This window comes from Natronincola peptidivorans, assembly GCF_900111615.1.
In the GTDB taxonomy this organism is placed as follows: Bacteria; Bacillota; Clostridia; order Peptostreptococcales; family Natronincolaceae; genus Natronincola_A; species Natronincola_A peptidivorans.
Genome location: NZ_FOHU01000001.1, coordinates 395,800 through 422,492 on the forward strand (window position 1 = coordinate 395,800; position 26,693 = coordinate 422,492).

The following is a 26,693-nucleotide window of genomic DNA, read 5'->3' on the forward strand; positions in this document are numbered from 1 at the left end:
TTTCCCTTAATCTGAGGAGACAAATGAATATTACTTTGATTTTGCTGAAAAGCAATAACGCTAAATTTCCTTAAGCTGCATAAATTTATTGTACATGTCATAGTATGAATTAAGTAAAAATATGGTAATATCAGTTTGAAATAAAAAGGAAGTGAAGGATATGCAGGAAACTTTTCCACAAAGTTATGTTATAAAAACTCAAGAAAATATATCTTATCATTTTTTTTTAAACCATGATAAAAAGATTTGCTATCAGCTTATTAATGAAGACAATTTTTTAATTAAAAATGAAATTCTTATAAATGAAACTGTAATAGATTTTTCTGTAGCTATTAGTTTTATCAATGTCATTCATTTAATTTGCATCACTAGAGTAGGTAAATTACAATATTGCATTGGTTTAGATGATAGCTGGGATTATAAGCTACTTACAGAGCTTGATATGAGGTCTAATATTTATAGATATTTATCGTTATTGATACAAAATAATAATATACATATTTTTTGTTTAAAAACCAATTTACTTAATCCTATGGTATCTTCTATAGAGCATATCTATTGGAATAATAAAAAATTTCATAAATCAACCATTACTTCCTATCTTCCCGGTAAGTATCCTAGTCCATTTAAGATCGATGCTGATAGCGTCAATAATCTTTATATGATATTTAAGGTGTTTTATAAAAATAATCATCAGCTTTATTATAGTAAATTCAATTTTTTAAATAAGAAATGGAGCAACACTGAACTAATCACTAATCCACAAGAGGATCACACCCATCCTTTTATGCTTATTGATAAGAAAAATAATCTTCATTTAGTCTGGTGTATTATTGAAAAAAATAACTTTACAGTAAAATATAAAAATAAAAAAAACATAATCAATCAAAAATCTACATGGTCTAGTCCCAAAACTTTATCTAACAAAAATGATAATCATTTGTCACCTATTCTTTTGCAAGAAGGAAATTTAATTAAAATATATAGTAAACAGAATAATACAATAAGTGAAATGATCTCTGATAATTATGGTTCAAGCTGGTCTGTTGTAAATCAATCAAAATATTATAGAGTAACAGAGCCAATGCTTATCAAATATTCAACGAATTATGAAATAGAAAAAAATCATTATAAAATTTTGCATGCATATGGTGAGATCGATGAATCAATTCGTTTATTTGGTACAAAGTTATATCCACAGCCTAATGATAATATCCATATAAATAAGCCTCTTTCTCTTTTGAATGCTTCTAACAATAAAAGAGTACTTGACTCAAGAGAAGAATTAGACTTGGATTCAGAAAAAAACTATAAAAGTAATGATAGCAATCATCATAATACTGCCGATGACCAGCAAACTTTATTAATGTCTGATGAATCAAAAGAAAATAGCTGTAGAATAGTAGCAAAGGATGATACTGATCTCTCCACCCTTTTTATGAATATAGAAGTTCATATTGGTAGATTAATATTAGAATTAGAAAAAGTACAGGGGGTAAAAAAATCTTTAAGAGTAGAAAATGATAACTATAAAAACTCAATAAAGGATTCAGTAGATCCTGCAGATTATTCATCTAATAAACTTTTTGCACAGCTTAAAAAAATAGAAACTCAGCTAGCTGAGCTTCATGATGAAAAATTAGATATAGAAACAGATTTAGATCATATAAAAGTGAAATTTTCTCAAATACAAACAAGGATGGATGAATTTGCTGAAGAGTTTTCTAACATATATGAAGAAGTAATGGATTATTGTCATGAAAATGACAGCTTTGTTAATCGAATAATAAACTTTTTTAGATAATTTTTATTTTTTTAAAGGATCTAATTCTATTAGTTCTTTCTACATAATAAACACTGGCTATTTTTTTATGAACTCTTTTTGTTTCTCTTATTAAAACATCTAAATCTTCTAATGCATCAAATCTAATGGAATAACTGCAGCCAGCTTTTATTTTACAAGGTGTAGCAATTATTTGAAATTGTTGAAGGTTTAATCCTTCTAAGTGTTGATATGTTTGCAATGCATGATTTTTAGATTCAAAGACTGCGATATAGTAGCTTTCTTCTTCTGGCATATTTTTCAAAAAAATCTCCTCCTCCAAGACACTATTTTTCTAATCTGTGATGTAGGCATTCCCTATGCACAGGATGACATCACCTGTAATAATATGCGTTCTAATACAATATCAACATTTATCTTTGGCAGAGCTTTTATATTAATAATATATGAGTGGTACTTTGACCTGTTACCTATCGAAAGAGCCAGATAGAAGATTTCACAACAATATTGTTTTAAGAAAAAGAATATGACCCCTAATTCGAGGTCATTATACTTATTTCAATCATTCTTTATTATACTTTGGACAATATTTCTTGATTTTCTTTTCGTACCCGTTTTCTGTAGGCTGATAATATATTTTATCTAACAGCTGATCTGGCATATATTGCTGCTCTACATAATTATTATCATAATCATGAGGATATAAATAGTTTACTCCATGTCCAAGATCCTTGGCATTTTTATAATGACTATCCTTCAAATGATTAGGTACAGTTGTCATATAATTCTCTATGTCTAATAATGCTTTATCGATGGCAATATAAGAAGCATTACTTTTTGGTGCAGTAGCTAAATAGGCAGCAGCTTGTGCTAATGCAATTTTTCCCTCTGGCATTCCAATAATTTTATATGTTTCATGGGCTGCAACAGCAATAGTTAATGCATTAGGATCAGCATTTCCAATATCCTCAGATGCGGAAATAATAAGACGTCTTGCAATAAATTCTGGATCCTCTCCTGCATAAAGCATTTTTGCTAAATAGTGCAGTGCAGCATCAGGATCACTGCCTCTAATACTTTTAATAAAGGCAGAAATTACATCGTAGTGCTGATCCCCATTCTTGTCGTACTGCACTGTTCTTTTTTGTATAGATTCTTCTGCCGTATGTAAATCAATTACAATTTTCCCATCATCCATCATTGGTGTGCTTAATGCAGCTATTTCTAAAGCGTTCAATGCTCTTCTAGCATCTCCTCCAGCAACCTGAGCTATATGGTTAAGAGCCTGCTGAGAGATTTCTAAATTAAATTTGCCTAAACCCTTTCCTTTGTCTTGAATAGTTTTTTTCATAATTGAAATAATGTCTTCTTTTGCTAGTAACTCTAGCTTGAGAACTGTTGTTCTAGACAATAGCGCTTTATTTACTTCAAAGTATGGGTTTTCAGTAGTTGCCCCAATTAGTGTTAATAATCCTTTTTCTACATGTGGTAGTAATGCATCTTGTTGATTCTTTGAGAAACGATGAATTTCATCAATAAAAAGGATACTATTTTTCCCATACATCCCCAAGAGTTGATTAGCTTTTTCAACAACCTCTCGTATTTCCTTGACCCCTGAAGTAACAGCATTTAATTGAAAAAATTCTGTTTTTACCTCATTGGCGATCACCTTAGCAATTGTTGTTTTTCCTGTCCCAGGAGGTCCAAATAAGATTATGGATGGAATTCTATTTGCTTTTATACACCTATGAAGAAATTTTTCAGGTCCTAAAATATCACTTTGTCCCAAAATATCTTCTAAAGTCCGGGGCCTCATTCTATCAGCTAGAGGTGCTGTATTACTTAATGTCTTTTCTTTAGTTAAATCAAATAAATCCATTCAGCATCATCCTTGGTTTATAGTTTCTTTTATCATTTCTATTGCTTCCTTCACATCATCACTGCTAACATCTTTATGGGTAACGAATCTTATTACATCATTATTTCGTGGATTAGATAAAAGTCCTCTTTCTTGGAGTTTTGGTATTAATTGATTTGTTGATAGTCCGGTATTTGAAAAATCTACATTTACTATATTGGTATGAATTTTTTCTATATCTATATTTATACCTGCTAATTTATTTAATCCTTTTGCTAAGAGCTTTGCGTTTGTATGATCTATATCCAACACCTTAGGCATTTCCTCCAAAGCTAAGATTCCTGCTGCTGCAATAACCCCAACTTGTCTCATGCCGCCCCCTAGCATCTTTCTAAGTTTCCTCGCTTTTTTAATAAAATCCTTTGTCCCCACAAGCATACTTCCTATAGGAGATCCCAATCCTTTTGAGAAACAGAACATAACAGAATCTGTAAATCGTGCAATTTCTTTTACATCTTTATTTAAATATCTTGATGCATTAAAGATTCTTGCCCCATCAAGATGCAAAGGTATATTTTTATGCTTAGCCAAAGCATATATGCTTTCCATATTCTCTAGTGGAACCACCATCCCACCCGCCATGTTATGGGTGTTCTCTAGACAAATCAACCCAGTTTCAGGAAAATGAATATTTTCTTTCCTTATAGCATTTTCTAAATCTTTTGGTGACATAACCCCATCGATACCTTTAATAGGCTTTGCTTGCACTCCTGCTACTCTAGCTATACCTGCAACTTCATATAAATAAATATGACAATTCTCCTCTAATATGATTTCCTGTCCAGGTGTTGTATGACTCATAATAGCCAATAGATTACCCATTGTTCCAGTAGGGACGAACAAGCCAGCTTCTTTTCCTAATAATTCAGCCGCTAATGCCTCTAATTTATTTACAGTACTATCATCTCCATATACATCATCTCCTAGCTCTGCTTGTACCATTCTTTCAAGCATTTTTGCTGTAGGCATGGTGACAGTATCACTTCTAAAATCAAGTTTTTTCATCGTTTTCACTCCTTTATGAAGTCTTGATACTATTATAATCGATTTATAGTATTTTTCCAATGAAACCGCAAAAAAAATCTGATGTCATATGACATCAGATTTTTTCGCTATTTTAACTTTTTTTACTCCTCTGTTAACGACTCAGCCTCATAAGTTTCATATCTTGGTCTATGTGGTGGGCATGGCTTCGGAGGATGAGGTATAAATTGTTCAGTTATTTGTGGCGGGAATAGTGGTGGGAAGTCTTCTATTATTGGTCTAGTTCTTGGCTCTTGTTCGCAGAAGCCTGTGCTTAATACACAAAGCTGAACAGGAACTTTTATTTTCTTTTCACAGGTAACAGCTATCGCTATTAATAAGTTTGCAAATATTTCTCCTGTTGTAGGGTTAAAAATAATGTCTCTTTGCAAGCTTTGAGTAGCTAATCTAGCAACAAATGAAACATTGCAGAACTCTGTGAATTGTGGTAAGAAGGCAGAATCAAATACAGATGGCATACATAATTCAAAGAAGTTTGTTAGAGTTTGATTCACTGGAACTAGTGTCTTAAGGGTAGCTACTCTTGTTACTCCTTGTGCGTCTATATATTCTACATCTACTGCTACAAATACATTACCTCTAATTGCAATCTCTTGAGAACCGAAAATTGGTGTTCCCAAACCTACTTCATCACATTCATTGGTATCTGTATAAATTAAATACTGTAATATACCTGCGGGACCAGGCACGGTAACAGGACAACCTTTGCCATCTAGCACGAATTCTGCACCTGATAGTGTTGTTTTTGGTGTAATCTCTAGATTTCTACGATCATTAATGTTTTTAGGATTAAAGAATTTTCTAGCCCGTATATCTAGTACTCTTGTGATCTTAGATTTTGGGCCGCACCTTGTTGTTGGCAGGGCACCAAGAGGTACTTTTGAAGCAGGTTGCAATCCTGGTAGATTAAAGGTCACCGAATCATATACTTTATCAATAAAAATACACTCACCTACTACATTACTTAAATCTCCATCAAACACACATCCAGTATCTGCTATACAACATGGTTCTTCTATTTGTGCTGCTTCAAGGTTTGGATTATTTCTATCCTTCATTAAACTCAACTCCTTTTTTTAATATAGCTTTAACACTTAAATTACTTCCCTTACTGTAAAATATGTTAATCCCCTGGTTTAGGTGCTAATTATTCAGCTTTTTTTATGAATAAATATCTTAGTTTTCCTATTGTAAAGTATGCACCCATTACTTCCCTGGTTCTAATTATATGTAATTTTTATTATTCATTAGCATATATTTTACTAATAAATAGTATTAGGATGTGATTATGTGGGTTTTGTGACTGGTTATGAGTTTATTGTTATAACCTCAAAAAATCAAATATACAATTTTTATTTGAATGAAAAACAACAGCTTGAGTATATCACAACTGATGAAAGTAGAAGGTGGGCAGAAAAAAGTATTGTTTCTCAAGAAAAAGTGAATAGCTTTTCCATAGAGATTGATCCCATGGATAAAATTCATATATTAACTTATACAAAAAAAGGGGCATTATATTATCATTTCCTATCGAATGATCAGTGGATGCATGAAATAATCAAAGACTATTCTCCCGATAATTTTATAGTTTATTATCCAGTGATAAAAAGGTTTGATCAAGATATACACTTCTTTTATTATCTACAATCTAAGAAAAAGAAGAATATATGTGATTTAGTTCATTTAATTCAAGATGGAGATAAATTCAAAGAAATACTTAGTATTAATGCTACTTATGATAAATACATGAATCCATTTCATATATTTGATGGAAAGGAAAATCTTTATCTTTTATATACTTCAATAGAAGAAAACTATAGTCAATTATTCCTAAATACTTATGACAAGATTAATTCTAAGTGGGAAAAATCTATTCAAATCACTCATTCTCCAATAGATAAGGTCTATCTCTATGGCCTATTCATTAATGATGCTGATTTTCATATCTCTTGGAGTGAACATGATGAGAAAGGGTTAATTGTAAAATATATGTGTTCTCATAAAAACAAGCTAAAAGAAACCACTACTGTATTATCTCTTTCTGAAAAGCTTAATTGTTCTTTTCCTATACTTATTAATTATAAGAATATATTATGGTGCGTGTGGACGCAAATGAATAAATTGTATTCCTGTTATTCTATTGATGAAGGAGAAAGTTGGTCTATGCCTACATTGAGACATGAGAGCCAGGGAATTGGCTTCAAACTATATGGATATAGATCTAACACTGACAGTATTGAAAATTCAATTCATTGCAACTATTTGTTTGGTAGTTTGTATCCTAAAATCCAGTTTTTAGGTTTCGGAGGTGAAAAATATGATGAAATATGAAAAAACAAATAATAACTTTATACCTAAGGAAAAGAAAAGTACTTCCGTAATAGATTTGCAGGCACTAGAAAAAGAAAATAAATTCCTAACAGAAGAAAAGGATAGATTATTAGCTGCATTAGACGGATACGAGCATCAATTTAGCAATATCCAAAAAGAGCTTCAAAACAAAGAAAGCGAAATCATAACTTCAAAGAATCAAATACTTTCTTTGGAAGATAATATTAGTAAGTTTGAAATGCTAAGAGATGATTTGCACCAAGTAGATACATTAAAGCATGAGATTGAAACCCTTAATAATCAAATTGCAAAACTGGAGGAGGAAAATTTACTTTTAAAAGAAGAGGTAACATCTTCTAAACAACATGTTCAGATGCTATACCTTATGTTATTAGTTGTAGCAATTATTTAGCCTACATAAAAACCCCCTTTCATTCAGGGGTTCAAAATATTGTTTTCTTTACCTATGGTACTCACCATAATCAGCACAATCTATATACTCTTTATAATTATATTTATTCATACAAAAGAGATTGCAACCTGCCACCTTCAGTGACAGATTGCAATCTCTAATAATTATTTTATTATTTTTTTATAAACATATTCACTAGTCATGAGTGCCAGCATAGCACCATAGCTAACATGAAAACTTAATTCATCTCCTATGTTTAACATTCTATCATAATCTGTTATATCCACAATAAGGTGATCGCTGCTGCTGCCTAGTATGTCTAGTCCTTTTTCAACTGGTTTTATTTCATGGGTACCAAAATCCTGTTTTCCAATTGCCAGAATAGCTCTTTTTCTAAAGCCTTTATCTACAAATACCGGAACGTTACCAAATGCATCTCTGCCGATTTCTCCTATTGGCACTGAAGGTTTTTCTTTGATTTCAACAATTTCTGCTACTAAGGTAAAAACATCCTGATAATTTTCAGTTATCTTATCTCCATATGCACTTTCTGTTCCTAATAAGATAGCCTCACCTAACCGAAGTTGATTGATTCCTTTTACTAATTTGCCTTGCTCTAATAAATACACACTGCTGGAATTACCACCACTAATAATTTCTAGTTCCGTCCCTAAGAATTCTTCAATATAATGTCCTAATTCTACTAACCTGCCGAGGTTTTTCTCATCAGGAATAACCCCTCCAAAACATGTTAAATTAGTACCTATCCCTATTACTTTAATATTCTTTAGTGTTTTTAATTCTTTACAAACTGAAGTTAGCTCTTTTTCATCAAAATATCCTTCTCTTAAATCACCAAGATCCATCATCAATACGATTTTATGGAGCTTATCAAACTTAGAGGCATATTCATTAAGAACCTTGATAGTTCCTATCTCTGAGTTTAAGCTGATATCTACGTGTTTTATTACCTCCCCTGCTTGACTAATCATGGGTAGTCTTAATAGTATTTTTTCTATAGGAAAATCTTTAAGTTTGATTAGATTTTCTACTCTAGAATCTGCAAAATATTTTACGCCGCCATCATAAATTGCTTCAGCAACTTCTGGCATAGCACAAAATCCCTTAGTAACTGCTGCTACATGAATATCATATTCTTTATATTTACTTACCATTCTATTGGTGTTATGTTTTAATTTATTATAATTTATTTCAATTCTTGGGTTCATTTAATCCTCCCTCTGACTTATTCCCATACTTTGCTGCATTAAGCTAAGAGCAGCTTCTGGGTATCGCTTGGCCAAGACTCCTAAGGATGCCATAATATAATAATTGTCTATTATAATCTCAGCTTCTTCGGTTGGTAACAACATATTTTCTTTATTTTTATTGATAGCTTTTTTTAAAATATCCTTCCCATTAGGTAGCCTTGTCAAAGCTCCTCCAGTACCTACAATATACTTTACGTTAGATAAATCCTTTCCTTCAGCAACAGTGGTTTTACCACCTGGACCATAGAGGTATCTTAGTTTTCCAGCATGTCGTTCTAAAGCTACCATTACTGCCTCTAATGTCAGTCTTTCTACAAATGCTATTTCTTCTGAAGTTTTTGGGATGGGTGAATAAGTTTCTACTATTTTATCTATATTTAATTCCATTTCTTTATACAGCTTTTCTTTTCCAATTATTTCTACTATGTTTAACATATTGACAAATACCCCTAAATCCCCCTCAACAGTTCTTTTGGCTATAGGCTCAGGGCTTATTAAAATGCGATTAATTTCTTCACTGCCTTCTGTGACAGAGTGTAGATCTGTTGTAGCCCCTCCTACATCAAAGGTAATCAAATCCCCTAAAGCTTCCTTTAAAAGTTTGGAAGCTTCCATGACTGCACCTGGGGTTGGTATAATAGGTCCATTTACCATATCTTTTACTTTTGTCATGCCGGCAGCATGAATAATATGTTCCTCAAAGACATCTTGAATCACTTTACGAGTAGGCTCAATATTTAATTGATCAATTTTAGGATATACATTTTCAATCATATACAATTTTTTATCTGTATTAAGAAAGATCTCTTTAATTTCCTCTTGGTTTTCTATGTTTCCTGCATAGACTATAGGAATATCTAAATCTAATTCTACTATTTTTTCTGCATTATAAATAGCAGTATCTCTTTCACCGTAATCTACACCGCCAGCAATTAAGATAATATTGGGTTTAATCTCCATTATTTTTTTTATATCTGTCCTTCTTAATTTTCCGGCAGTTATATTATGAATAATAGCACCTGCTCCAAGAGCTGCTTCTTTAGCTGCTCTAACAGTCATGTCATAAACCAGTCCATGTACAGTCATTTTTAGGCCGCCAGCAGCACTGCTGGTGGCTAACATTTCGTTGTACTCAATGGTGTCAGTATTTAGATGCTTTCTTAAATCCTCCACGGCACCTTGTAGACCTATGTTGACATCACCCTCCAAAACTGTCGTAGGGAATTGCCCCTGTCCAATAAATTTAGGACAGGGGGTGTGAATGTTTTGAAAAGCATTAACCACAGTCGTTGTACTTCCTATTTCTGCAACTAGAACATCAATTCTCATTTTTTATTTCACTTCTTCTCTTTACAAGGAAGGTAGCTACATGAATACCTTGGGTACCTCTACCAAAACCTGCATCTATCCCTTGTTTCGTTGCTAGCTCAGGACTAACCTGAGTACCTCCACAAAGAATCATAATTTTATCTCGTATTCCTTTTTCCACACATAGTTCATGCATTCGTTTCATATTTTTATAATGAATATCGTCATGACTAATAATCGTAGAGGCTAATATAGCATCAGCATTCAATTCTATCGCTGCATCCACTAATTTTTCTATGGCTACTGAAGTCCCTAAATAATGGCATTCAATACCGTATTTCTCTATGCCACCATGCTTTATATCGATAATTTCTCTCAATCCAACCGAATGCTCATCCTCTCCAACAGTACCAGCGACAATTTTCATAGGCTGATTTTCAATTTCTTCTCTTATTTCATCATCTGACATAATTTCTGGCTCAGGAGGAATAACTAAATCCTTTGTATCAATAGTAAAGGCAAGTTTTCCTTTCATTTCAATCCTAGTACCTTCAGCTGGATGCATCTCTTCTTTATGGATTACTTCTACATCCTCTAGTCCCATTTTTTTTGCCATTTCAAGAGAAGCGAATTCTGCAACACGCTTAGGAAGCGGTAGGAATAGATTGAGCATAATGTATCCATCTCCAAGCCATTCTACTTCTGGTTTTACTTTGGTGGATGATCTCAAATCCTCTGTTTCTTCAAGTCTTATGTTTACATTATCAGTTTCATCCAACTCATCAATGTACACTATTTTTTCTGGTTTTTCCAAGGTAGATCCATCGATAAGGTTTGCTGGATCATTTATTGCTTTTGAGTCATATTGTGCTACATTGTTGTAGCCAAAATGAGCTGTTACTGGAGCAAAATAATCTTCATCTCTCTCATAAACTGTCCCTACTCCAATACCTCCATCTATCTTTCTTGCTATTCCATCCCCGTTTCTTTCAGGGTAGTATCCTGAATCAACAAAGAATCCATCCTCTACAGCTTTAAAATATCCTCCTACTTCCAGTACTTCCTCCATAAATAAGACAGCTCTTTCCTTTAGCTCTCTAACCTTGTCTCTTAATTCTCCTTCTTTCTTTAGCTCTATCATATCCATTAAGCCGTCTAGGCCTACCAATGCTTGTTTAGCTGTATCACATGCTTCGATATTATAGATATGCCAAGGTACATTTCTACCTTCATCTGGTGTAATAGTAGATTGAATATCTGCTCTAGTAAGTCTAGAAATCAATAGATTTAACACATGGGTTACAGTAGCTTCTCTAGTAGAAGATTCCATATATTTTGTATTCATTTGTGCTCTCATTTTATATTCAGTAAAAAGTTCCCTCAATGCTACAGCATAAGGTAAATCCAATGTTAAACAAGGAGCTGGCGGAGCTGTTGGAGGAACAGTAGATAAACATATGTTTTCCTTTTTCATTCCAACCTTTACAGAATATATAGAGTTTAATGCATGCTGCACCATTAGTTCTGGCATCACCTTCCAAGCTTCTCTAGCTGTTGCATTAGCATTATGAGCACCATCTATTTGTGCAATATCTGCCCATACCATGGTTTTCTTAGCTTCAGCTGCGTCTACAAAAGAACGAATCATATTTATATTTCTATAGAGTACATTGTATTGAGGATCTTGGTGAGCGCCATTTACTCCCTCTTCTGCAAACATAACAGCAATTTCTGGACCTGCAACCCCACTAATATAAGAATGATAATTAATAGGTCTTCCTACTTCTTCTTCAATAAAATCCAAAGCTTTTCTTTGAGCTCTCACCTGTTTTCTAGTTATAGGAATCCCTCCTATACCCTGAGGTGTGCCTTCAATTAAACCATCAAAATGACTTTGTCCAGCAGTCCTAATAACCATAATATGATCTGCACCATGCCAAGCTGCCATTCTCATCCTGCGGATATCATCTTCAAATCTACCTGAAGCTATTTCCGTTGTTATTACTGCATCTGGCTGAGGATCAATGTTATTAAAATACTTTGCTGAGGGTAGAGGTGTACTATTTCCTAATGGTCTAGAAGCATCTTTAAATGTAAAAGGACCCATCTGCAGATTCTCTTCCTTATTACGCCAAGTCCATCCTCTTCGCTTTGGCCTATATTTGTCTAAATCCTTCAGTATATTTTTTATATCTAGCTTTTCATTCGGCTTCAAGGTCATTACTTTACACCTCCTTTAAAGATTGTAAGCACTTCATCCCATGATCTACCTTCTATTAATTCCAATCCTGCTTCTCTAATAGACATTTCTTTTGTTTTTGCTAATTTATATACTACATGGCCTGCCCCTTTACCCATTAGGCCTCTATCAATAACGCCTTCTACGATAGTTTTAGCTTCTAAGCTGGAGAAACCCATTCTTAATAAAACTGACCTTTCGATAGATGGTGTTGTATTATTTTGAGCTAGATCAATCATAGGATCCACAATTTTGCCCGCTAGCTCCCAGAATCTCTTATCTAAATCTTCATCTTTAAGATTTTTTAAATGTTGTCGCCGTTGCTGAAAATCATCGGCTCTTTTCATTGACGTCACCTCCAAATTTTTTAAACAATCTCAATCTTTAATTCCTCTAAAACTTTTTCTGCAAATTTCTCTGATGATTTACAATCCATAATGATAAAAGCTAGATCTTCCTTTGTAATTTGCTTTGCTCCAGAAATTTCTATGCAATTTTTAATATAGGAAGCTCTTAGCTTATTTAAATCTACATTTCTTGCTTTAACTAAGGAAGGATGAGATGGTAGAATAATATTTTCACCTTGTATTTCTTCATCTGGATTTCCAAAGAATATATTAATACCATTATCTCTAGCAAAAGACAGTTGTGGCAGGATATGTTTCCCTGCACCTGTATATTCTGTTTCTTGAACTACAATAATCTCATCTGTATTCAATTCCTGTGCTAGGGCAAAAGCTGCCGCTAGAGAAGTGTTCCCAGCAGGCCCCCTTTCTAGACCCTCTAATTGAGCTAATGCCTCTGTCATATAGAAGACCTCTCCTTGGTTTACAAGAACATATTGATCCATATATCTTAGTGGTCTAGCAGCTGAACGGGGGACATCTGATCGATCCGGCCAAGTTGCAAAGGGCATGCCAAATCCAGTATGCCCAGTAGTAAAGGATTTCTTATTAAAATGGCCGTCACTAGCCATATGAAGTCCTTTTAGATTGACACTTGCTGCAACAATTTTTACATTTTCAGCTCCAGCTTTTCTTAAGCCTCTGGCGGTTCCTGTTAAGTTCCCTCCACCTGCATTGGTACATACAACTACATCTGGATCCTTACCTTCTCTTTCTCTAAACTGCATAGACAGTTCATATCCCAAGGTTTCTACTCCAGCAATTCCAAAAGGCGTATAAAGGGATGCATTAAAATAACCTGTTTCCTCTAAAATCTTAAGGAAAGTATAGAATAACTCAGGACCTACTGTAAGTTGCACAACCTCTGCCCCAAAAGCTTCGCATTTTCTAGCTTTTTCAATTATTTCTGGTTGTCCTTTCCCTGTACTATCATAGCATTCCTGAAGAATAATGCATTTTAACCCATGCATTGCTGCTTGACTAGCTACAGCAGCTCCATAGTTGCCGCTTGTTGCTGCAACGACACCTTTATAACCTAATTTTTTAGCATGATATACTGCATTAGCTGCCCTCCGAGCTTTAAAACTTCCTGAAGGATTTGTGGCTTCATCTTTAATAAATATTCTAGCTCCTTTGCCTTCTGGAGAGAATTTTCTAGCCAAAGCTGATATATTATTTAGTTCCAGCAATGGTGTATTACCTACACCAGTTTCGCCTTGGATTTTTTGCATTTCCTGTAGGCTGTATCCAGTTTCTTGCATCATTCTTTCGTAATCAAATGCAATACTTCCAGATTCAAATGCTGCATAATCGATTCCTACTGCCCTCTTCATTATTTCACTTTTTCTTGCCATTACAGCTTCATAGCTTCGGTCTTTATTCATTTTCTTCACCTCCCCATAGGATTTCTTTTAATTGAATTCCTATTTCGAGAAGTTCGGGAAAAGATTTGCCAAAATCATGATCATAATAAGGATGAACTTCTACCAAAGTGCCTGCTACTATTCTACCTGTTATTGTTGATATTTCTACTGTTTCACCCACTATGCCATCCTTTAGTAAAAAACCTTTTGTCCATAGCTCTAGTGGAACTTTCTTTGTATCTGCGGGAACTTGTGGTGCTCTTTCATTAGGTGTTAATACAATATCATGAATCTTTACCCATGTGTTTTTTTCAACCTTCATTATATCCCCTACCTTTGTACTAATTCTCTCATATCACCCATAATTGCTCTTGGTACTGGCAAATCCAACATTGTTTTTAATCCAGGTAACGCATTGATTACATGAGGAATCATATTTACACACATAGCTATTGTTCCAATGCCACCTGGGATTTCTGGCTTAATCTGCATGTTTATATCTGGTGTTCCTTTAATCCAAATATAATCTCCTGTATCTACTCCTTCAGTTTCTGGAAGTACCTGTTGAGGATGCTCCATATCAATTTTTAGTTCTCCATTTACATATCCATAGCCACATTGACGACATCCAGCCACATTTCCTGCTTCAACCTTAGCATACTTTGTTATTCTTTCAAAATTTGTTGTAATTGGTTCTCTTGTTTCTTCAATTTTATCTATTTTCCAGCCAATTCCATCTGCTACCATGCCAATTGATTCTGGAAAACCTACATGACCAGCAACCTTACCTGTCTTTACTCCTTCTTCAAATTCTTCTACCGTTAAACCTACTCCTTGCTCCTCCATTACTGCCTTACCAAAAGGAGACAAGTCGTTAATTCTAGCAGCTTTAATGTAATCTACTTCTTCACAGGTGCCTGTTAATGCCAATATTAATAAATCAAGTACAAAGCCCGGATTAATCCCTGTTCCTAGAATACTAACTTTATTTTCCTTTGCCAGTCGATCCATTTCCTGCGCTAGTTCTGGCTCTTGAGCTTGTGGATAAGCCATTTCTTCAGCAGTTGATATTACATTGATTTTGTTTTCTACAATGTATTTTATTTTCTCAAAAGTGCCTTTAGTAAAAGAATCAGTTGCTATTAATACAACATCAATAGCTTTATCCTTAACTAACTCTTCAATCTTATCTGTGATAATAACTGGTTGACGTTCTCCTCTGTCAATTTCTAGTACCTCAAACATGTCTTTTCCTTTTCTATCAGCATTTCTGTCACATACTCCTACTATTTCTACTCCCTTTTTCTTAAGTAGCATTTCTGCCATTCCGCTACCCATTGCACCAAATCCCCATATTAATACTTTGATATTGTCCATATGAATCCCTCCATTATTTTTGATTTTGCTATTAATTTTTAATACTGCAAATTAATTGCCAATAATGAATGCTACAGTAAATGTTTTTTAATTTATAATTATACAGTCATTATATTGGTACTAATATAAGTATACCCATATTTAATCCTTTAACCTTTTATAATAAAGAATAAGTATCCTTGGAGTCAATATACATAGTTATTCACACTTTTATAAGGTATAAAAGAAACTTTATTAATATAATAAAAAAAACGCAAAATATTTTGCTGTATGCAGCAAAATATTTTGCGTTTTTTTATTCTTTGTAGCTGTATTTCTTAAGTTTATGTTGCAGAGTTTGTCTTTTGATTCCCAATTTATTTGCAGCTTGTGTAATATTTCCTTTAAAAACTGTCATCACTTGCCTAATATAGTGTTCCTCGATATCTTGTAGCTTTAAAGGTAAAGACTTCTCCTCTTGGTTTTCTATCCAAGGATTTCTATAGTCATTATAATTATCTTCATCATTTTTTATAATGTATTCAGGAAAGAATTCTTTAACTAAAATATGTTCATCCTGAATAAAGTTCATAGCGCTTTCGATTAAGTTTTCTAGTTCTCTCACATTACCTGGCCATTCATAGTTTATAAAATCTCTTTTTACTTCTTCAGATATCATCCATACTTCTTTATTAAGCTTTTTATTAAATTTACTAATGAAATAATCTGTCAGTAATCCTATATCTTCTCTTCTTTCTCGAAGACTTGGAATGTTAATGCTAACAACTTTTAATCTATAATATAAATCCTTCCTAAGAATACCTTTCTCTAATAATTCCTCTGGTTTTTCATTTGTTGTAGCAATTACTCTAACGTTTATTGGTATATCCTTTAGGCCACCAATTCTTCTAATATTGCTTTCTTGGAGTACTCTTAACAATTTAGCCTGAAGCTGCAGCCCCATAGAATTTATTTCATCTAGCAAAATAGTGCCACCAGATGCTTGTTCAAATAACCCAGGTCTATCTATAGCACCAGTAAAGCTTCCCTTTGTTGTTCCAAATAATATACCTTCTAATAAGCTTTCAGGTAAAGCAGCACAATTTTGTGCAATAAAAGGTTTTGTGCTTCTATCACTATGATAATGTATGCTTTGTGCAAACAATTCTTTTCCTGTTCCTGTTTCCCCATAAACTAAAATATTAGAAGAAGAAATAGCAGTCCTTCTAGCTAATTGTATTGCCTTTGCAAATAAAGGACTTTTTCCAACTAAGTCTTCAAAAGTATATCTCCTAATTTTACTTTCCTTCACCTCAGGTTTTATTAGGGCTTGTTGCAGCCTAAATATTTCATCCGATAAGCGCTTAATTTTTGTAATGTTTTTTGCTATTTCTAAGGCACCTATTTTTTCATTTTCATAATATAATGGTATTGTGGTATTGATTGTGTTTATTTCTTTTCTTTGATTATTTAAATAAACTTGACATTCGTTATAAATAGGGTAATCTGTTTTAAGTACTTTTAATAATGTACTTGTTTCTTCTGTTAAACAAGGAAAAACATCTAATAGATTTTTCCCCATCACTTCCTCCATTGCCATACCTTCTAACTCTGCCATTGCTTCATTATACAAAATAGTAATACCTTCATTATTAATAACATGTATGCCTTCATCGATAGAGTGCAATATTTTTTGCAGTATTACCATTAGTGTTCTCTTGGTAATCATTTTATCCTCTCCCATATTATGAAGCTTCTTATGTTTTAATTATATCAATTTTTAGTAGGAATCTCTAGGTTCCCAAATCAATAAAAAAAAGGAATTATTCATTTTAATAATTCCTCTTTTCTTCAATAAATCATAGATGAAGGCATGAGCCTTAACAATTATTATTTAATTATTCTTGATATAGCTTAAATTGACTGCAAATATCCTTTACCATATTAGATGCTTCTATTATTTTCTTTGGATCATTAATAATAGTATCAATAATATCTGCGATTTTCACCATTTCTTCTTCCTTCATGCCTCTAGAGGTTACGGCTGGTGTTCCTATTCTGATACCACTAGTTACGAAAGGACTTTCTGGGTCGTAGGGTATAGTATTTTTATTAACAGTTACACCTACTTCATCTAATAGTCTCTCAGCATCCTTACCAGTAATGTTTTTATTTCTCAAATCGATTAATAGTAAATGTGTATCTGTACCACCTGATATTAAATCGAAGCCTTTTTTATGTAATTCTTCTCCTAGCTTTATTGCATTATTTACTACCTGTTGTTGGTATATCTTAAATTCAGAGCTTAGTGCTTCTTTAAAGGCAACAGCTTTGGCTGCTATTACATGCATCAATGGTCCACCCTGTATCCCTGGAAATATGGCTTTATCTATGAGTTTAGCATACTTTTCTTTGCAAAGTATTGCTCCACCTCTAGGCCCCCTTAGAGTTTTATGGGTAGTTGTAGTAACAAAATCTGCATAATCACAAGGATTCTCATGTAACCCTGCAGCTATTAGACCAGCAATATGAGCCATATCAACCATTAAATATGCCCCTATCTCATCAGCTATTTCTTTGAATCTTTTAAAATCTATCTTTCTAGGATAAGCACTTGCCCCTGCTACAATAAGCTTAGGCTTCTCTTCATTTGCTATTCTTCTTACTTCTTCATAATCAATCATCTGTGTATGTTGATCTACACCATATTCAATAAAATTATAATAAACACCAGAAATATTTACTGGACTTCCATGGGTTAGATGACCTCCATGAGATAGATTCATACCTAATACCTTGTCTCCTGGTTTTAGAACAGCAAAATATACGCCTAGATTGGCATTTGATCCAGAATGAGGTTGTACATTGGCATGCTCTGCATTAAACAATTCTTTTAAGCGCTCTCTTGCTAAGTCTTCTGCTATATCAACCTCTTGACAGCCTCCATAATATCTCCTACTGGGATATCCTTCAGCATATTTATTGGTCAGGTAACTCCCCATAGCCTCCATAATACCTATAGATACAAAATTTTCTGAAGCGATTAACTCAATATTACCTTCTTGTCTATTCTTTTCCTTCATGGTTACTTCATATATTTTTGGATCTAATTTCTTTAGTATATCAAAATTCATTCATCCTTCTCCTTTCATTGATGTATAGTTCTAGTAATATTATAGGTTTATTTGCAGATTATTGCAACTCATTATAGTAAATAGACTTTAATACCTACTATTATCATATCCCATTTATAATATTTTAAGTATTTTTCATTGATATTATGATATTGGTTAATATATAATTGATATATTAATTAGTTAGAGGTGATATTGTGAATAATATCAATAGGAAAAAAACGTTGGTTTTAGCCCTCTATGCAGGTGAAATAATGTTAAAGAATGGAGCGGAGACCTACCGGGTAGAGGATACGATAATTAGATTATGTAAATCCAAGGGCTTCTCTTATGTTGATGTTTATGTAACTCCAACAGGTATCTTTATTTCTGTAGATAATAAAGGAAATAACCAAGAAGAAATACTTTCTTATATTAAACGTATTAAAACACGCAGTATAAATCTCAACAAGGTCGCTGAAGTAAATAACTTTTCTAGAGAATTCGTGGAGAATGATATTTCTATTCAAGATGGAATAAATGCATTAAAGAGAATAGATCTTTTATTACCTTATCCTCATTATATCCACGCAACATTTGGTGGTTTAGCAAGTGCATTTTTTGCACTATTATTTGGTGCTAATTTTTTAGAATTTCTTAGTGCATTTATTACTAGTATTTTTGTTACCTATACATTGAAATATCTAAATAGTATAGAGTTTCCACCGTTTCTTACTAACACCTCTGGCGGAGTGGTAGCAGCGACTATGGCCATCCTTTTATCTTCTTTGCATCCTGGTATCAATATTGATAAAGTAATAATAGGTGCAATTATGGTTATGGTACCCGGGGTGGCTATGACAAATGCTGTAAGAGACTCTATAGCAGGGGATTTAGTTTCTGGATTAGCAAGAGCTGCTGAAGCTTTAATTATCGCTACCTCCATTGCTTTTGGTGTGGGCTTTGTTCTAAAGCTTTGGATGTATTTTACAGGAGGGAACTTAATATGATGTATATAAATAATTTCATATTTGCCTTTATTTGCACTATTGGTTTTGCAATTCTTTTTAATGTTCCTAAGACATCTTTGATTAAATCTGGATTTGGAGGCGCGCTAGGTTGGACTGTTTTCACCTTATTTAACTATTATTTTGATTCTATTGTTATGGCGACATTTATAGCTTCCCTGATCATTGCTTTAATAGGAGAAGTGTTTGCCATTTTAGAAAAGCGTCCTTTAACAGTCTATATTATTCCTGGTATTGTACCTTTGGTACCTGGATTTGGTTTATATTATACAATGCTTTCTATTTTAGAAAGAGATTATGACCTAGCTATAAGTTATGGTAGTGAATCCCTATTAATTGCTATTTCTATTGCTGGAGCTTTAACAATAGTATTATCTCTAAATTCTTATAGAAAACAAAGAAAAAAGATCTAAGGCAACGATTAGATCTTTTCTTGATTAACAGCTATTTCTGTGATTATTGGCACAAATTTTTTATTTTCTCTTAACCTATTTTCTCTTTTTCTAATTCCTATGAAGCTTAGTGCCATAAATACAAATCCTATTAATGCAATATATATCTCTGTGTTATTTTCAATGCCTATATTAGGCAGAATAGCACTACTTACTAGAATACCCACTATTAATGCTGCTAAAGGAATGACATATATAATAAATGCAGCAGTTAAAACATTTCGGCCCTCCATATCTACCTCTACTCTTTGTCCTACTTTAGCATTTATCTCATTAATAGCATCTATTTCAATCTTCATATTCTCTTGTCCCATTTTACAAGCGTTACAGCTTCCACAGCTGGAATGTCTTTGTATTATTACTTTAGCTGTTTTATTATTGGTTTCTGTTACAACACCACATTGTCTCATCATACTACCTCCTCTCCTAATTAAAAGGGTCTATTGAATATATTCCCAATTAATAAGATCTCTAACAACTACAGAGGCTATTATTAATCCTACTGCAGAGGGTACAAATCCTATACTTCCTGGAATTTGATGTCTAACGGTGCAGGTACGATCCTTATTGGGACATATACAATCAGTTTTACAATCACTTTCGATAACTAAAGGTGTAATAGGTTTTTCTTTTGAGTATACTACTTTTAAATCCTGAATATTCCTTTTCCTTAATTCTTTGCGTATTACTTTTGCTAATGGACAAATGGAGGTATTATAAATATCATCCACAACAAATTTTGTTGGGTCTAGCTTATTACCTGCTCCCATGCTGCTAATAATTGGTATATTCTTTGCTTTACATCTTACAATCATATCAATTTTTGCGGTCACCATGTCAATGGCATCCACAACATAATCATACTCTTCAGATAAAAGCTTATCAGCACTTTGGCTATTATATAGCTCTTTATAACAAACTATTTCTGCTTTTGGATTTATATCAAGAATTCTTACCTTCATCATTTCTACTTTGGACTTTCCAATCGTTGAACGAGTTGCATGAATTTGTCTATTGATATTTGTCAAACAAATATCGTCATCATCTACTAAAATAAACTTTCCAATAGCTGTTCTAGCTAAAGCTTCTGCAGCAAAAGTACCTACACCGCCTACGCCAAAAATTGCAACAGTGCTATTTTTAAGTTTATTTAATGCTTCTGTCCCAATCAAAAGTTCAGATCTTGAAAATGAATGTAATGCCATTTTGCTCCTCCTAATGTGCTGAATAAAGTATTTTAAACTAGTTTCTATCATATAGAATAAATGTTTTTATGTCAACTTCCAATTTAAATAAAAAAAATTCCTTAAACTAGGAATAAATTCTTGTGCTGATATTTAACATTTACCCACCATGCCGTGATCCGATTGTTTTGAAACCTGCTATAGCAGGTGGGTATCCTGCTATTTACTTCTTAAGTCCTTAATGTGTTAAGGCATTTAATCCATAAATAAACTAGAATTCCCAATGTAATTGTGTTGGCTCAAAACGTGATCGAATTCACGCACACAGTAGGTATTTAATACCATGATAGCATAATTATGTAAATATTTCAATTAATCAATTTATCCTTATCTATTTTGTATTCCTTCTATTACTCCTAATGTCATGATTAAATTAAGTCAATAGCAGTTTTCTATTCATCTTACTCTGACTATTTTATTATGCTCTTTTAGTATATAAAATATGTTTATTCTATTATAAAAATAATCTTAGCTTTTGAAATTATTACTAACTTTTTTTAAAACCCCTATTTACTATGAGTATATAAGTACCTATAGATAATAGGGGTTTTTTAATTAGGATTCTTCTATTACTGCAATATTTAGTTCTTTCAATTGTTTATAATCAGCAAGTGAAGGTGCATTTGTTAAAGGACATGTCGCATTCTGAGTTTTAGGAAATGCGATGACCTGCCGTATATTTTCCTCTTGTGTTAAAAGCATTACTAATCTATCTAAACCATAGGCAATCCCACCATGGGGAGGTGTGCCGTATTGAAAAGCCTCTAATAAAAACCCGAACTTTTCCCAAGCTTCTTCTTCGCTAAAGCCTAGTACTTGAAACATTTTTTGCTGTAGCTGTGATGAAAAGATTCTTATACTTCCTCCTCCAATTTCGTGACCATTAAGTACGATATCGTAGGCTTTGGCTCTCACCTTCTCTGGAGCCGTATCTAATAACGCAATATCTTCATCCACAGGAGCTGTAAATGGATGATGTTTTGCAACATATCTATTGTCCTCTTCGTCATATTCTAACAATGGAAACTCTGTTACCCATAATAGACTATACTCATTTGGATTTAGTAATTTTAATCTTTTTGCTATTTCTAGTCTTAAATGTCCTAATGCATTGGTGACAACATCCAGCTTGTCAGCAACAAAAAGTAGTAAGTCTCCTGTTTTTCCATTGGTGATTTCTAAAAGATTTTTTAATTCTTCTTCATCGAAGAATTTCGCTATCGGAGATGTAATACCATCCTTGGTTATTTTCATCCACGCTAATCCTTTAGCACCATAGGTTTTTGCAACTTCTTCTAAACTGGTAATGTCTTTTCTACTGAAGGCATCTTCATAGCCCTCAATGTTTATGGCCTTAACAAATCCTTTATTTTCTACTGTTGAAGAAAATACCTTAAAGCTAGAATTCTTTACAATACCAGATACATCCACTAATTCAAAACCGAAGCGTATATCAGGCTTATCAGATCCATAGCGTTCCATAGCTTCTTTATAGCTGATTTTCTTTATTGGCAGCTTCATTTCTATATTAAGCGCATCTTTAAAAATCCTTTGTAATAGTCTTTCATTTACTTTCATAATATCATCAATATCAACAAAGGACATTTCACAATCAATTTGAGTAAATTCTGGTTGCCGGTCAGCTCTAAGATCCTCATCACGAAAACATTTTACTATCTGAAAATATTTTTCCATTCCAGAAACCATTAATAATTGTTTGAAAAGCTGAGGTGATTGCGGTAATGCAAAAAACTTACCTGGATTCACTCTACTGGGAACTAAATAATCTCTAGCACCTTCTGGAGTTGTTTTTGTTAGCATTGGAGTTTCAACTTCTATAAATCCTTCCTCCATCAAAAAGTTTCTAACAATATTGGATACCTTAGACCTAAAAACTAAATTGCTCTGCATAGAAGGCTTACGAAGATCTAAATAACGATATTTTAATCTTAAACCTTCTGAAACATCATCATCATCTTTAATATAAATAGGAGGTGTTTCAGAAACGTTTAAAATTTGAAGTTCTTCAGCAAAGACTTCAATTTCTCCAGTAGGTAGGTTTGGATTAATAGATTGTCTTTTTCTAACCTTTCCTCTTGTAGCTACCACATATTCTGATCCAATTGTCTCAGCTTTTTCAAAAGCTTCTAAAGAAATATCTTTATCAAATACTATCTGTAGTATTCCAGAACGGTCTCTCAAATCTACAAAAATCAAGCCCCCTAAATCTCTTCTCTTTTGTACCCAACCGTTTAAAACAACCGTTTCGTCTATATTTTCTGAGTTTAAGGTTCCACACATATGGGTTCGCTTTAGTAACATGGAAGACATTTTCCCCTCTCCTTATTATAAATATTTACTTAAGTCTTTCTAGTAATAGACTGTCAATTTCCTGGATGCTTATTGTTTCTTGTTCTCCATTTGTCATGTTCTTTAATATGACAATTCCTTTAGCAAGTTCATCTTCTCCTACAATGATACTATAATCTGCCATCATTTTATCAGCATACTTAAATTGTGCCTTCACACTTCTATTCATATGATCTTGGTCAGCTTTTAAGCCTACAGCCCTCAACTTATTTAATATTTCAAAGCCTTTAAGGTTAGCTGCTTCTCCCATTGTTACAATAAACACATCAAATGTCTTCGGTTTTGGTATCTCTATACCCTGTGTATCTAAGGAAAGAATAGCTCTTTCTAAACCCATACCAAAGCCCACTCCTGGTGTAGTAGGTCCTCCACAGTCCTCAACTAGTTTATCGTATCTTCCACCTCCGCATAGAGTACCTTTTTTCCCAGCCTCATCTGTTATAATTTCAAAGGCAGTTTTGGTATAATAATCTAGTCCTCTGACGATTTTTGCATCAACGATATAGTCGATCTCAGAAGCCTTTAAATATCTCTTTAATCCTTCAAAATGATCCTCACATTCTTTACAAATATGATGTAGCATCAATGGTACGTCTTGTATTTGTTCTTGACATTTATCAGATTTACAGTCAATGATTCTCATAGGATTTCTTTCAAACCTACTTTGACAGGTTGTACATAAATGCTCCAGTCTATCTTTTAAATATTGTTGTAGTTGTTGGTGATAATCTTTTCTACACTTTGGACATCCGATATTATTAATACGTAGTTCCAGCTTTTCTATTCCCATTTTTTTATAGATAGTCATAGCAAGGTTGATTACTTCTGCATCAACAGATGGATTTATAGCTCCAAATACCTCCACCCCAAATTGATGATGCTCTCTATACCTTCCAGCTTGAGGTTTTTCATAGCGAAAAACTGGAATAATGTAAAATAGCTTTGTTGGTTGTGGTTCAGTATAAAGTTTATGTTCAATGAAAGATCTAACTACTGGTGCCGTCCCTTCTGGCTTCAGAGTAATACTTCTACCACTTCGATCTTCAAAGGTATACATTTCTTTTTCAACAACATCAGTTGTATCTCCTATCCCCCTTACAAAAAGCTCTGTGTGTTCAAAAACTGGGGTCCTTATTTCAGTAAATCCGAAATTTTTAGCAACCTCTCTAACAGTATTTTCTACATAATGCCATTTATATACCTCTGCAGGTAAAACATCCTGTGTTCCTCTTGGAGTTTTCGTTAACATTACTTTCCCTCCTTTTCTTTCGGTAATGCTATCATAAATGAAAAAACCCCCTATTCCCAATATAAGGGGACAACATATTTGTAACATTATAAATGTTTTCCTAATTATTGTCAATTTATTATTGCAAATGTTGTTTTTTTCTTAATATCATTTCATCCACTCTAGCTATGTATTGCTCCAAATTTTTCACGTTTGGTACTCTTTCTAACCTATTTTCTTTAGGAAACACAATTTTTGATACTGCTCCAGCTCCGATGGCAACTATGGTCTGTTTCTCTTCCATAATTTGTATGTTGTAAATGCATTCGTACCCCTCTTTTGCATATCCAATATTTTCTAAATTTCCAACCATGTGTTTTTGTCTGTACATATAATATGGAATTAAACCCATTTTTCTTGCATGGTTTTCAGTTACTTTCAACATTTCATGAATATCTCTGGAACCATTATTGTTTTTATACTGTTGCTCCTTTAGTTCTGATGCATTTTTTATTGCTAAGGTATGTACTGTAAGGTTGTTAGGTGCTAATTTTGTAATGTGCTCCATAGTATTAAGAACCATATCTACATTTTCTCCTGGTAACCCAATAATGATATCCATATTGATGCTATAAAATCCTACATCTTTTGCAATCTTATAGGCCTCGATGGTTTCAGCTGTAGTGTGGTTTCTACCAATCTCTATTAAGGTTTGATCATTCATTGTCTGAGGATTAATGCTAATCCTAGTTACCCCATTTTTCTTCAACAAAACAAGCTTTGCTATGTCTATCGTATCAGGTCTTCCTGCTTCAACAGTAAATTCTTTTAACTCAGATAAATTAAAATTAATAAATATAGTTTTTATTAATTTGGATAATTGTTCAAGATTTAATGTAGTGGGGGTTCCCCCACCGATGTAGATAGTCTCAATTTTTTTCTTTGTTTTATTAAGCAACTCTGCTGACGCAACTATCTCCTTACATAGTGCTTCTATATATGTATCAATGCTATCCTGATATCTCTTAAATGGATTTGATGGAAAGGAACAATAGCTGCATCTGGTGGGACAAAATGGAATGCTAATATATATACTTATTTTATCCTCGTTTATTGGATACAGGTATTTATGTTCAGTAGCTGCTACTTCCACCAAAAGTAGTGCTTTTTCTTTTTCTATAAAGTACTCTTCAGTTAAAATAGTAATAATTTCAATTGAGTCTAACCCTCTCCCCCTCAATTCATGCACTATTTTTGTTGGTCTTATGCCAGTTAAGATTCCCCAGGGAAGACTAACTACTTTGCTTCTTTTTAATAATTGAAAAATACTAGTTTTCATCAGTTGCTTTTTCTTTTTAGTATTTTCAAAAGGATTTTTATCAAAGAAAGCTTGTTTTTCAACTTTTGCTTTTTCACCGTCTATTCTTCCTTCTGATATTACCTTAATAATATTTCTATTCAAAACTAGCTTATTTATAATAATATCATCATTTGTATTCTCTAGCATTGTGATGTCAGGTTGATTAGTTAAAAATTCAATATCTTCCTGTTTATAAAAAAGCTTTAATAATTCTTTCAACTCGTATTCATAATGATGGCCTTCTATAAAAACTTTTACCATGGGCATGAGTACTCCTACAACTAATAGTTTCTTTGCATCTCATCTTTGATTTGTTTAACATATGTATCACTAATTCCTAATTCTCTTGCAATCGTTTGGTCTGACAATCCTGCATAATTCATCTCTAGAAAATCCTCTGTAACTATATCAAAGAGTTTTAGGTCCTTTAAAGTATAGTTATTATCTTCAGTATTCTTCATAAAATAA

Annotated in this window: 24 protein-coding genes and 1 other RNA gene; 5 read left to right on the plus strand and 20 right to left on the minus strand. The window is 33.1% G+C overall.

The genetic code is table 11. From position 1 onward, the window contains the following. Positions 1–160 precede the first annotated feature (160 nt). Entirely contained in the window at positions 161–1,804 is a 1,644-nt protein-coding gene (locus BMX10_RS02050; protein WP_090438516.1) for a hypothetical protein, read from the plus strand. Here BMX10_RS02050 and BMX10_RS02055 read toward each other — a convergent pair. From BMX10_RS02055 to BMX10_RS02070, 4 genes are all read right to left on the minus strand, one after another. After that, positions 1,797–2,078 carry a putative Se/S carrier protein gene (locus BMX10_RS02055; RefSeq protein WP_244272617.1) on the minus strand — a complete coding sequence of 94 codons (282 nt, stop codon included), beginning with the start codon at positions 2,076–2,078 and terminating at the stop codon, positions 1,797–1,799. The two genes, BMX10_RS02050 and BMX10_RS02055, sit on opposite strands and share 8 nt — an antisense overlap. Positions 2,079–2,345: 267 nt before the next feature. Continuing rightward, the gene (locus BMX10_RS02060) at positions 2,346–3,662 is read right to left on the minus strand and encodes a replication-associated recombination protein A (RefSeq protein WP_090438522.1); all 1,317 of its coding nucleotides are present in this window, start codon (positions 3,660–3,662) and stop codon (positions 2,346–2,348) included. A gap of 6 nt (positions 3,663–3,668) precedes the next feature. Beyond that, a complete protein-coding gene (ltaE, locus tag BMX10_RS02065; protein ID WP_090438525.1) occupies positions 3,669–4,706 on the minus strand; it encodes a low-specificity L-threonine aldolase in 1,038 nt (345 codons plus the stop codon). A gap of 122 nt (positions 4,707–4,828) precedes the next feature. Then, positions 4,829–5,803 (minus strand): hypothetical protein, encoded by a 975-nt coding sequence (locus BMX10_RS02070; RefSeq protein ID WP_090438529.1) that lies wholly within the window; start codon positions 5,801–5,803, stop codon positions 4,829–4,831. Positions 5,804–6,035: 232 nt separating this feature from the next. Between BMX10_RS02070 and BMX10_RS02075 the strand changes: the two genes are divergently transcribed. Both BMX10_RS02075 and BMX10_RS02080 read left to right on the plus strand, forming a co-directional pair. Continuing rightward, on the plus strand, positions 6,036–7,076 hold the full coding sequence (locus BMX10_RS02075; RefSeq protein WP_090438532.1) for a hypothetical protein: 1,041 nt from the start codon (positions 6,036–6,038) through the stop codon (positions 7,074–7,076). Then, positions 7,063–7,488, plus strand: coding sequence for a hypothetical protein (locus tag BMX10_RS02080; protein WP_090438536.1), 426 nt, complete (start codon positions 7,063–7,065; stop codon positions 7,486–7,488). Before BMX10_RS02075 ends, BMX10_RS02080 begins: the two co-directional genes overlap by 14 nt. A 164-nt stretch (positions 7,489–7,652) precedes the next feature. Here BMX10_RS02080 and orr read toward each other — a convergent pair whose 3' ends face one another. From orr to BMX10_RS02125, 9 genes are all read right to left on the minus strand, one after another. Continuing rightward, positions 7,653–8,717: an ornithine racemase Orr gene (gene orr / locus BMX10_RS02085; RefSeq protein ID WP_090438539.1), complete on the minus strand. Its 1,065-nt coding sequence runs from the start codon at positions 8,715–8,717 to the stop codon at positions 7,653–7,655. After that, complete coding sequence (locus BMX10_RS02090; protein ID WP_090438542.1) at positions 8,718–10,088, minus strand: GlmL-related ornithine degradation protein; 1,371 nt, start codon at positions 10,086–10,088, stop codon at positions 8,718–8,720. It abuts the gene before it with no gap. Beyond that, on the minus strand, positions 10,078–12,288 hold the full coding sequence (gene oraE, locus BMX10_RS02095; RefSeq protein ID WP_090438545.1) for a D-ornithine 4,5-aminomutase subunit OraE: 2,211 nt from the start codon (positions 12,286–12,288) through the stop codon (positions 10,078–10,080). The genes BMX10_RS02090 and oraE overlap by 11 nt, the downstream gene beginning before the upstream one ends. Beyond that, on the minus strand, positions 12,288–12,653 hold the full coding sequence (locus tag BMX10_RS02100) for an ornithine aminomutase subunit alpha (protein ID WP_090438547.1): 366 nt from the start codon (positions 12,651–12,653) through the stop codon (positions 12,288–12,290). Before BMX10_RS02100 ends, oraE begins: the two co-directional genes overlap by 1 nt. A 20-nt stretch (positions 12,654–12,673) precedes the next feature. Continuing rightward, positions 12,674–14,095: a 2-amino-4-oxopentanoate thiolase subunit OrtB gene (gene ortB, locus BMX10_RS02105; RefSeq protein ID WP_090438550.1), complete on the minus strand. Its 1,422-nt coding sequence runs from the start codon at positions 14,093–14,095 to the stop codon at positions 12,674–12,676. Then, positions 14,088–14,396, minus strand: a complete 309-nt coding sequence (ortA, locus tag BMX10_RS02110) for a 2-amino-4-oxopentanoate thiolase subunit OrtA (protein ID WP_090438553.1) — start codon at positions 14,394–14,396, stop codon at positions 14,088–14,090. The genes ortB and ortA overlap by 8 nt, the downstream gene beginning before the upstream one ends. A gap of 8 nt (positions 14,397–14,404) precedes the next feature. Then, positions 14,405–15,451, minus strand: a complete 1,047-nt coding sequence (gene ord / locus BMX10_RS02115) for a 2,4-diaminopentanoate dehydrogenase (protein ID WP_090438556.1) — start codon at positions 15,449–15,451, stop codon at positions 14,405–14,407. Between the two features lie 295 nt (positions 15,452–15,746). After that, complete coding sequence (locus tag BMX10_RS02120) at positions 15,747–17,159, minus strand: sigma-54 interaction domain-containing protein (RefSeq protein WP_090438957.1); 1,413 nt, start codon at positions 17,157–17,159, stop codon at positions 15,747–15,749. 169 nt (positions 17,160–17,328) lie between these two features. Next, positions 17,329–18,564 (minus strand): serine hydroxymethyltransferase, encoded by a 1,236-nt coding sequence (locus BMX10_RS02125; protein WP_090438559.1) that lies wholly within the window; start codon positions 18,562–18,564, stop codon positions 17,329–17,331. A 197-nt stretch (positions 18,565–18,761) separates the two neighbouring features. On the opposite strand from BMX10_RS02125, the gene BMX10_RS02130 reads away from it, so the two are divergent. Together BMX10_RS02130 and BMX10_RS02135 are read left to right on the plus strand one after the other, a co-directional pair. Then, on the plus strand, positions 18,762–19,553 hold the full coding sequence (locus BMX10_RS02130; protein ID WP_090438562.1) for a threonine/serine exporter family protein: 792 nt from the start codon (positions 18,762–18,764) through the stop codon (positions 19,551–19,553). After that, a complete protein-coding gene (locus BMX10_RS02135; protein WP_090438565.1) occupies positions 19,550–19,984 on the plus strand; it encodes a threonine/serine exporter family protein in 435 nt (144 codons plus the stop codon). Before BMX10_RS02130 ends, BMX10_RS02135 begins: the two co-directional genes overlap by 4 nt. An 8-nt stretch (positions 19,985–19,992) precedes the next feature. Here BMX10_RS02135 and BMX10_RS02140 read toward each other — a convergent pair whose 3' ends face one another. The 7 genes from BMX10_RS02140 to BMX10_RS02170 all read right to left on the minus strand — a co-directional run bounded on the left by BMX10_RS02140 (position 19,993) and on the right by BMX10_RS02170 (position 26,686). Next, positions 19,993–20,433, minus strand: a complete 441-nt coding sequence (locus BMX10_RS02140) for a SoxR reducing system RseC family protein (protein ID WP_090438568.1) — start codon at positions 20,431–20,433, stop codon at positions 19,993–19,995. Positions 20,434–20,463: 30 nt separating this feature from the next. Then, positions 20,464–21,228: a tRNA threonylcarbamoyladenosine dehydratase gene (locus BMX10_RS02145; RefSeq protein WP_090438571.1), complete on the minus strand. Its 765-nt coding sequence runs from the start codon at positions 21,226–21,228 to the stop codon at positions 20,464–20,466. 136 nt (positions 21,229–21,364) lie between these two features. Then, positions 21,365–21,544: non-coding RNA, 6S RNA (ssrS, locus tag BMX10_RS02150), on the minus strand. A gap of 278 nt (positions 21,545–21,822) precedes the next feature. After that, on the minus strand, positions 21,823–23,598 hold the full coding sequence (aspS, locus tag BMX10_RS02155; protein ID WP_090438574.1) for an aspartate--tRNA ligase: 1,776 nt from the start codon (positions 23,596–23,598) through the stop codon (positions 21,823–21,825). A gap of 25 nt (positions 23,599–23,623) precedes the next feature. Then, a complete protein-coding gene (hisS, locus tag BMX10_RS02160) occupies positions 23,624–24,886 on the minus strand; it encodes a histidine--tRNA ligase (RefSeq protein WP_090438577.1) in 1,263 nt (420 codons plus the stop codon). A 118-nt stretch (positions 24,887–25,004) separates the two neighbouring features. After that, a complete protein-coding gene (gene hemZ / locus BMX10_RS02165; RefSeq protein WP_090438580.1) occupies positions 25,005–26,486 on the minus strand; it encodes a coproporphyrinogen dehydrogenase HemZ in 1,482 nt (493 codons plus the stop codon). A 20-nt stretch (positions 26,487–26,506) separates the two neighbouring features. Continuing rightward, positions 26,507–26,686, minus strand: a complete 180-nt coding sequence (locus tag BMX10_RS02170) for a hypothetical protein (RefSeq protein WP_090438583.1) — start codon at positions 26,684–26,686, stop codon at positions 26,507–26,509. Positions 26,687–26,693: the final 7 nt, after the last annotated feature.

Coding starts and splice junctions, on each gene's coding strand:
- BMX10_RS02050 (WP_090438516.1), top strand. CDS start 161: ATGCAGGAAACTTTTCCACAAAGTTATGTTATAAAAACTCAAGAAAAT.
- BMX10_RS02055 (WP_244272617.1), bottom strand. CDS start 2,078: ATGCCAGAAGAAGAAAGCTACTATATCGCAGTCTTTGAATCTAAAAAT.
- BMX10_RS02060 (WP_090438522.1), bottom strand. CDS start 3,662: ATGGATTTATTTGATTTAACTAAAGAAAAGACATTAAGTAATACAGCA.
- ltaE (WP_090438525.1), bottom strand. CDS start 4,706: ATGAAAAAACTTGATTTTAGAAGTGATACTGTCACCATGCCTACAGCA.
- BMX10_RS02070 (WP_090438529.1), bottom strand. CDS start 5,803: ATGAAGGATAGAAATAATCCAAACCTTGAAGCAGCACAAATAGAAGAA.
- BMX10_RS02080 (WP_090438536.1), top strand. CDS start 7,063: ATGATGAAATATGAAAAAACAAATAATAACTTTATACCTAAGGAAAAG.
- orr (WP_090438539.1), bottom strand. CDS start 8,717: ATGAACCCAAGAATTGAAATAAATTATAATAAATTAAAACATAACACC.
- BMX10_RS02090 (WP_090438542.1), bottom strand. CDS start 10,088: ATGAGAATTGATGTTCTAGTTGCAGAAATAGGAAGTACAACGACTGTG.
- oraE (WP_090438545.1), bottom strand. CDS start 12,288: ATGACCTTGAAGCCGAATGAAAAGCTAGATATAAAAAATATACTGAAG.
- BMX10_RS02100 (WP_090438547.1), bottom strand. CDS start 12,653: ATGAAAAGAGCCGATGATTTTCAGCAACGGCGACAACATTTAAAAAAT.
- ortB (WP_090438550.1), bottom strand. CDS start 14,095: ATGAATAAAGACCGAAGCTATGAAGCTGTAATGGCAAGAAAAAGTGAA.
- ortA (WP_090438553.1), bottom strand. CDS start 14,396: ATGAAGGTTGAAAAAAACACATGGGTAAAGATTCATGATATTGTATTA.
- ord (WP_090438556.1), bottom strand. CDS start 15,451: ATGGACAATATCAAAGTATTAATATGGGGATTTGGTGCAATGGGTAGC.
- BMX10_RS02120 (WP_090438957.1), bottom strand. CDS start 17,159: ATGATTACCAAGAGAACACTAATGGTAATACTGCAAAAAATATTGCAC.
- BMX10_RS02125 (WP_090438559.1), bottom strand. CDS start 18,564: ATGAATTTTGATATACTAAAGAAATTAGATCCAAAAATATATGAAGTA.
- BMX10_RS02135 (WP_090438565.1), top strand. CDS start 19,550: ATGATGTATATAAATAATTTCATATTTGCCTTTATTTGCACTATTGGT.
- BMX10_RS02140 (WP_090438568.1), bottom strand. CDS start 20,433: ATGAGACAATGTGGTGTTGTAACAGAAACCAATAATAAAACAGCTAAA.
- BMX10_RS02145 (WP_090438571.1), bottom strand. CDS start 21,228: ATGGCATTACATTCATTTTCAAGATCTGAACTTTTGATTGGGACAGAA.
- aspS (WP_090438574.1), bottom strand. CDS start 23,598: ATGTCTTCCATGTTACTAAAGCGAACCCATATGTGTGGAACCTTAAAC.
- hisS (WP_090438577.1), bottom strand. CDS start 24,886: ATGTTAACGAAAACTCCAAGAGGAACACAGGATGTTTTACCTGCAGAG.
- hemZ (WP_090438580.1), bottom strand. CDS start 26,486: ATGGTAAAAGTTTTTATAGAAGGCCATCATTATGAATACGAGTTGAAA.
- BMX10_RS02170 (WP_090438583.1), bottom strand. CDS start 26,686: ATGAAGAATACTGAAGATAATAACTATACTTTAAAGGACCTAAAACTC.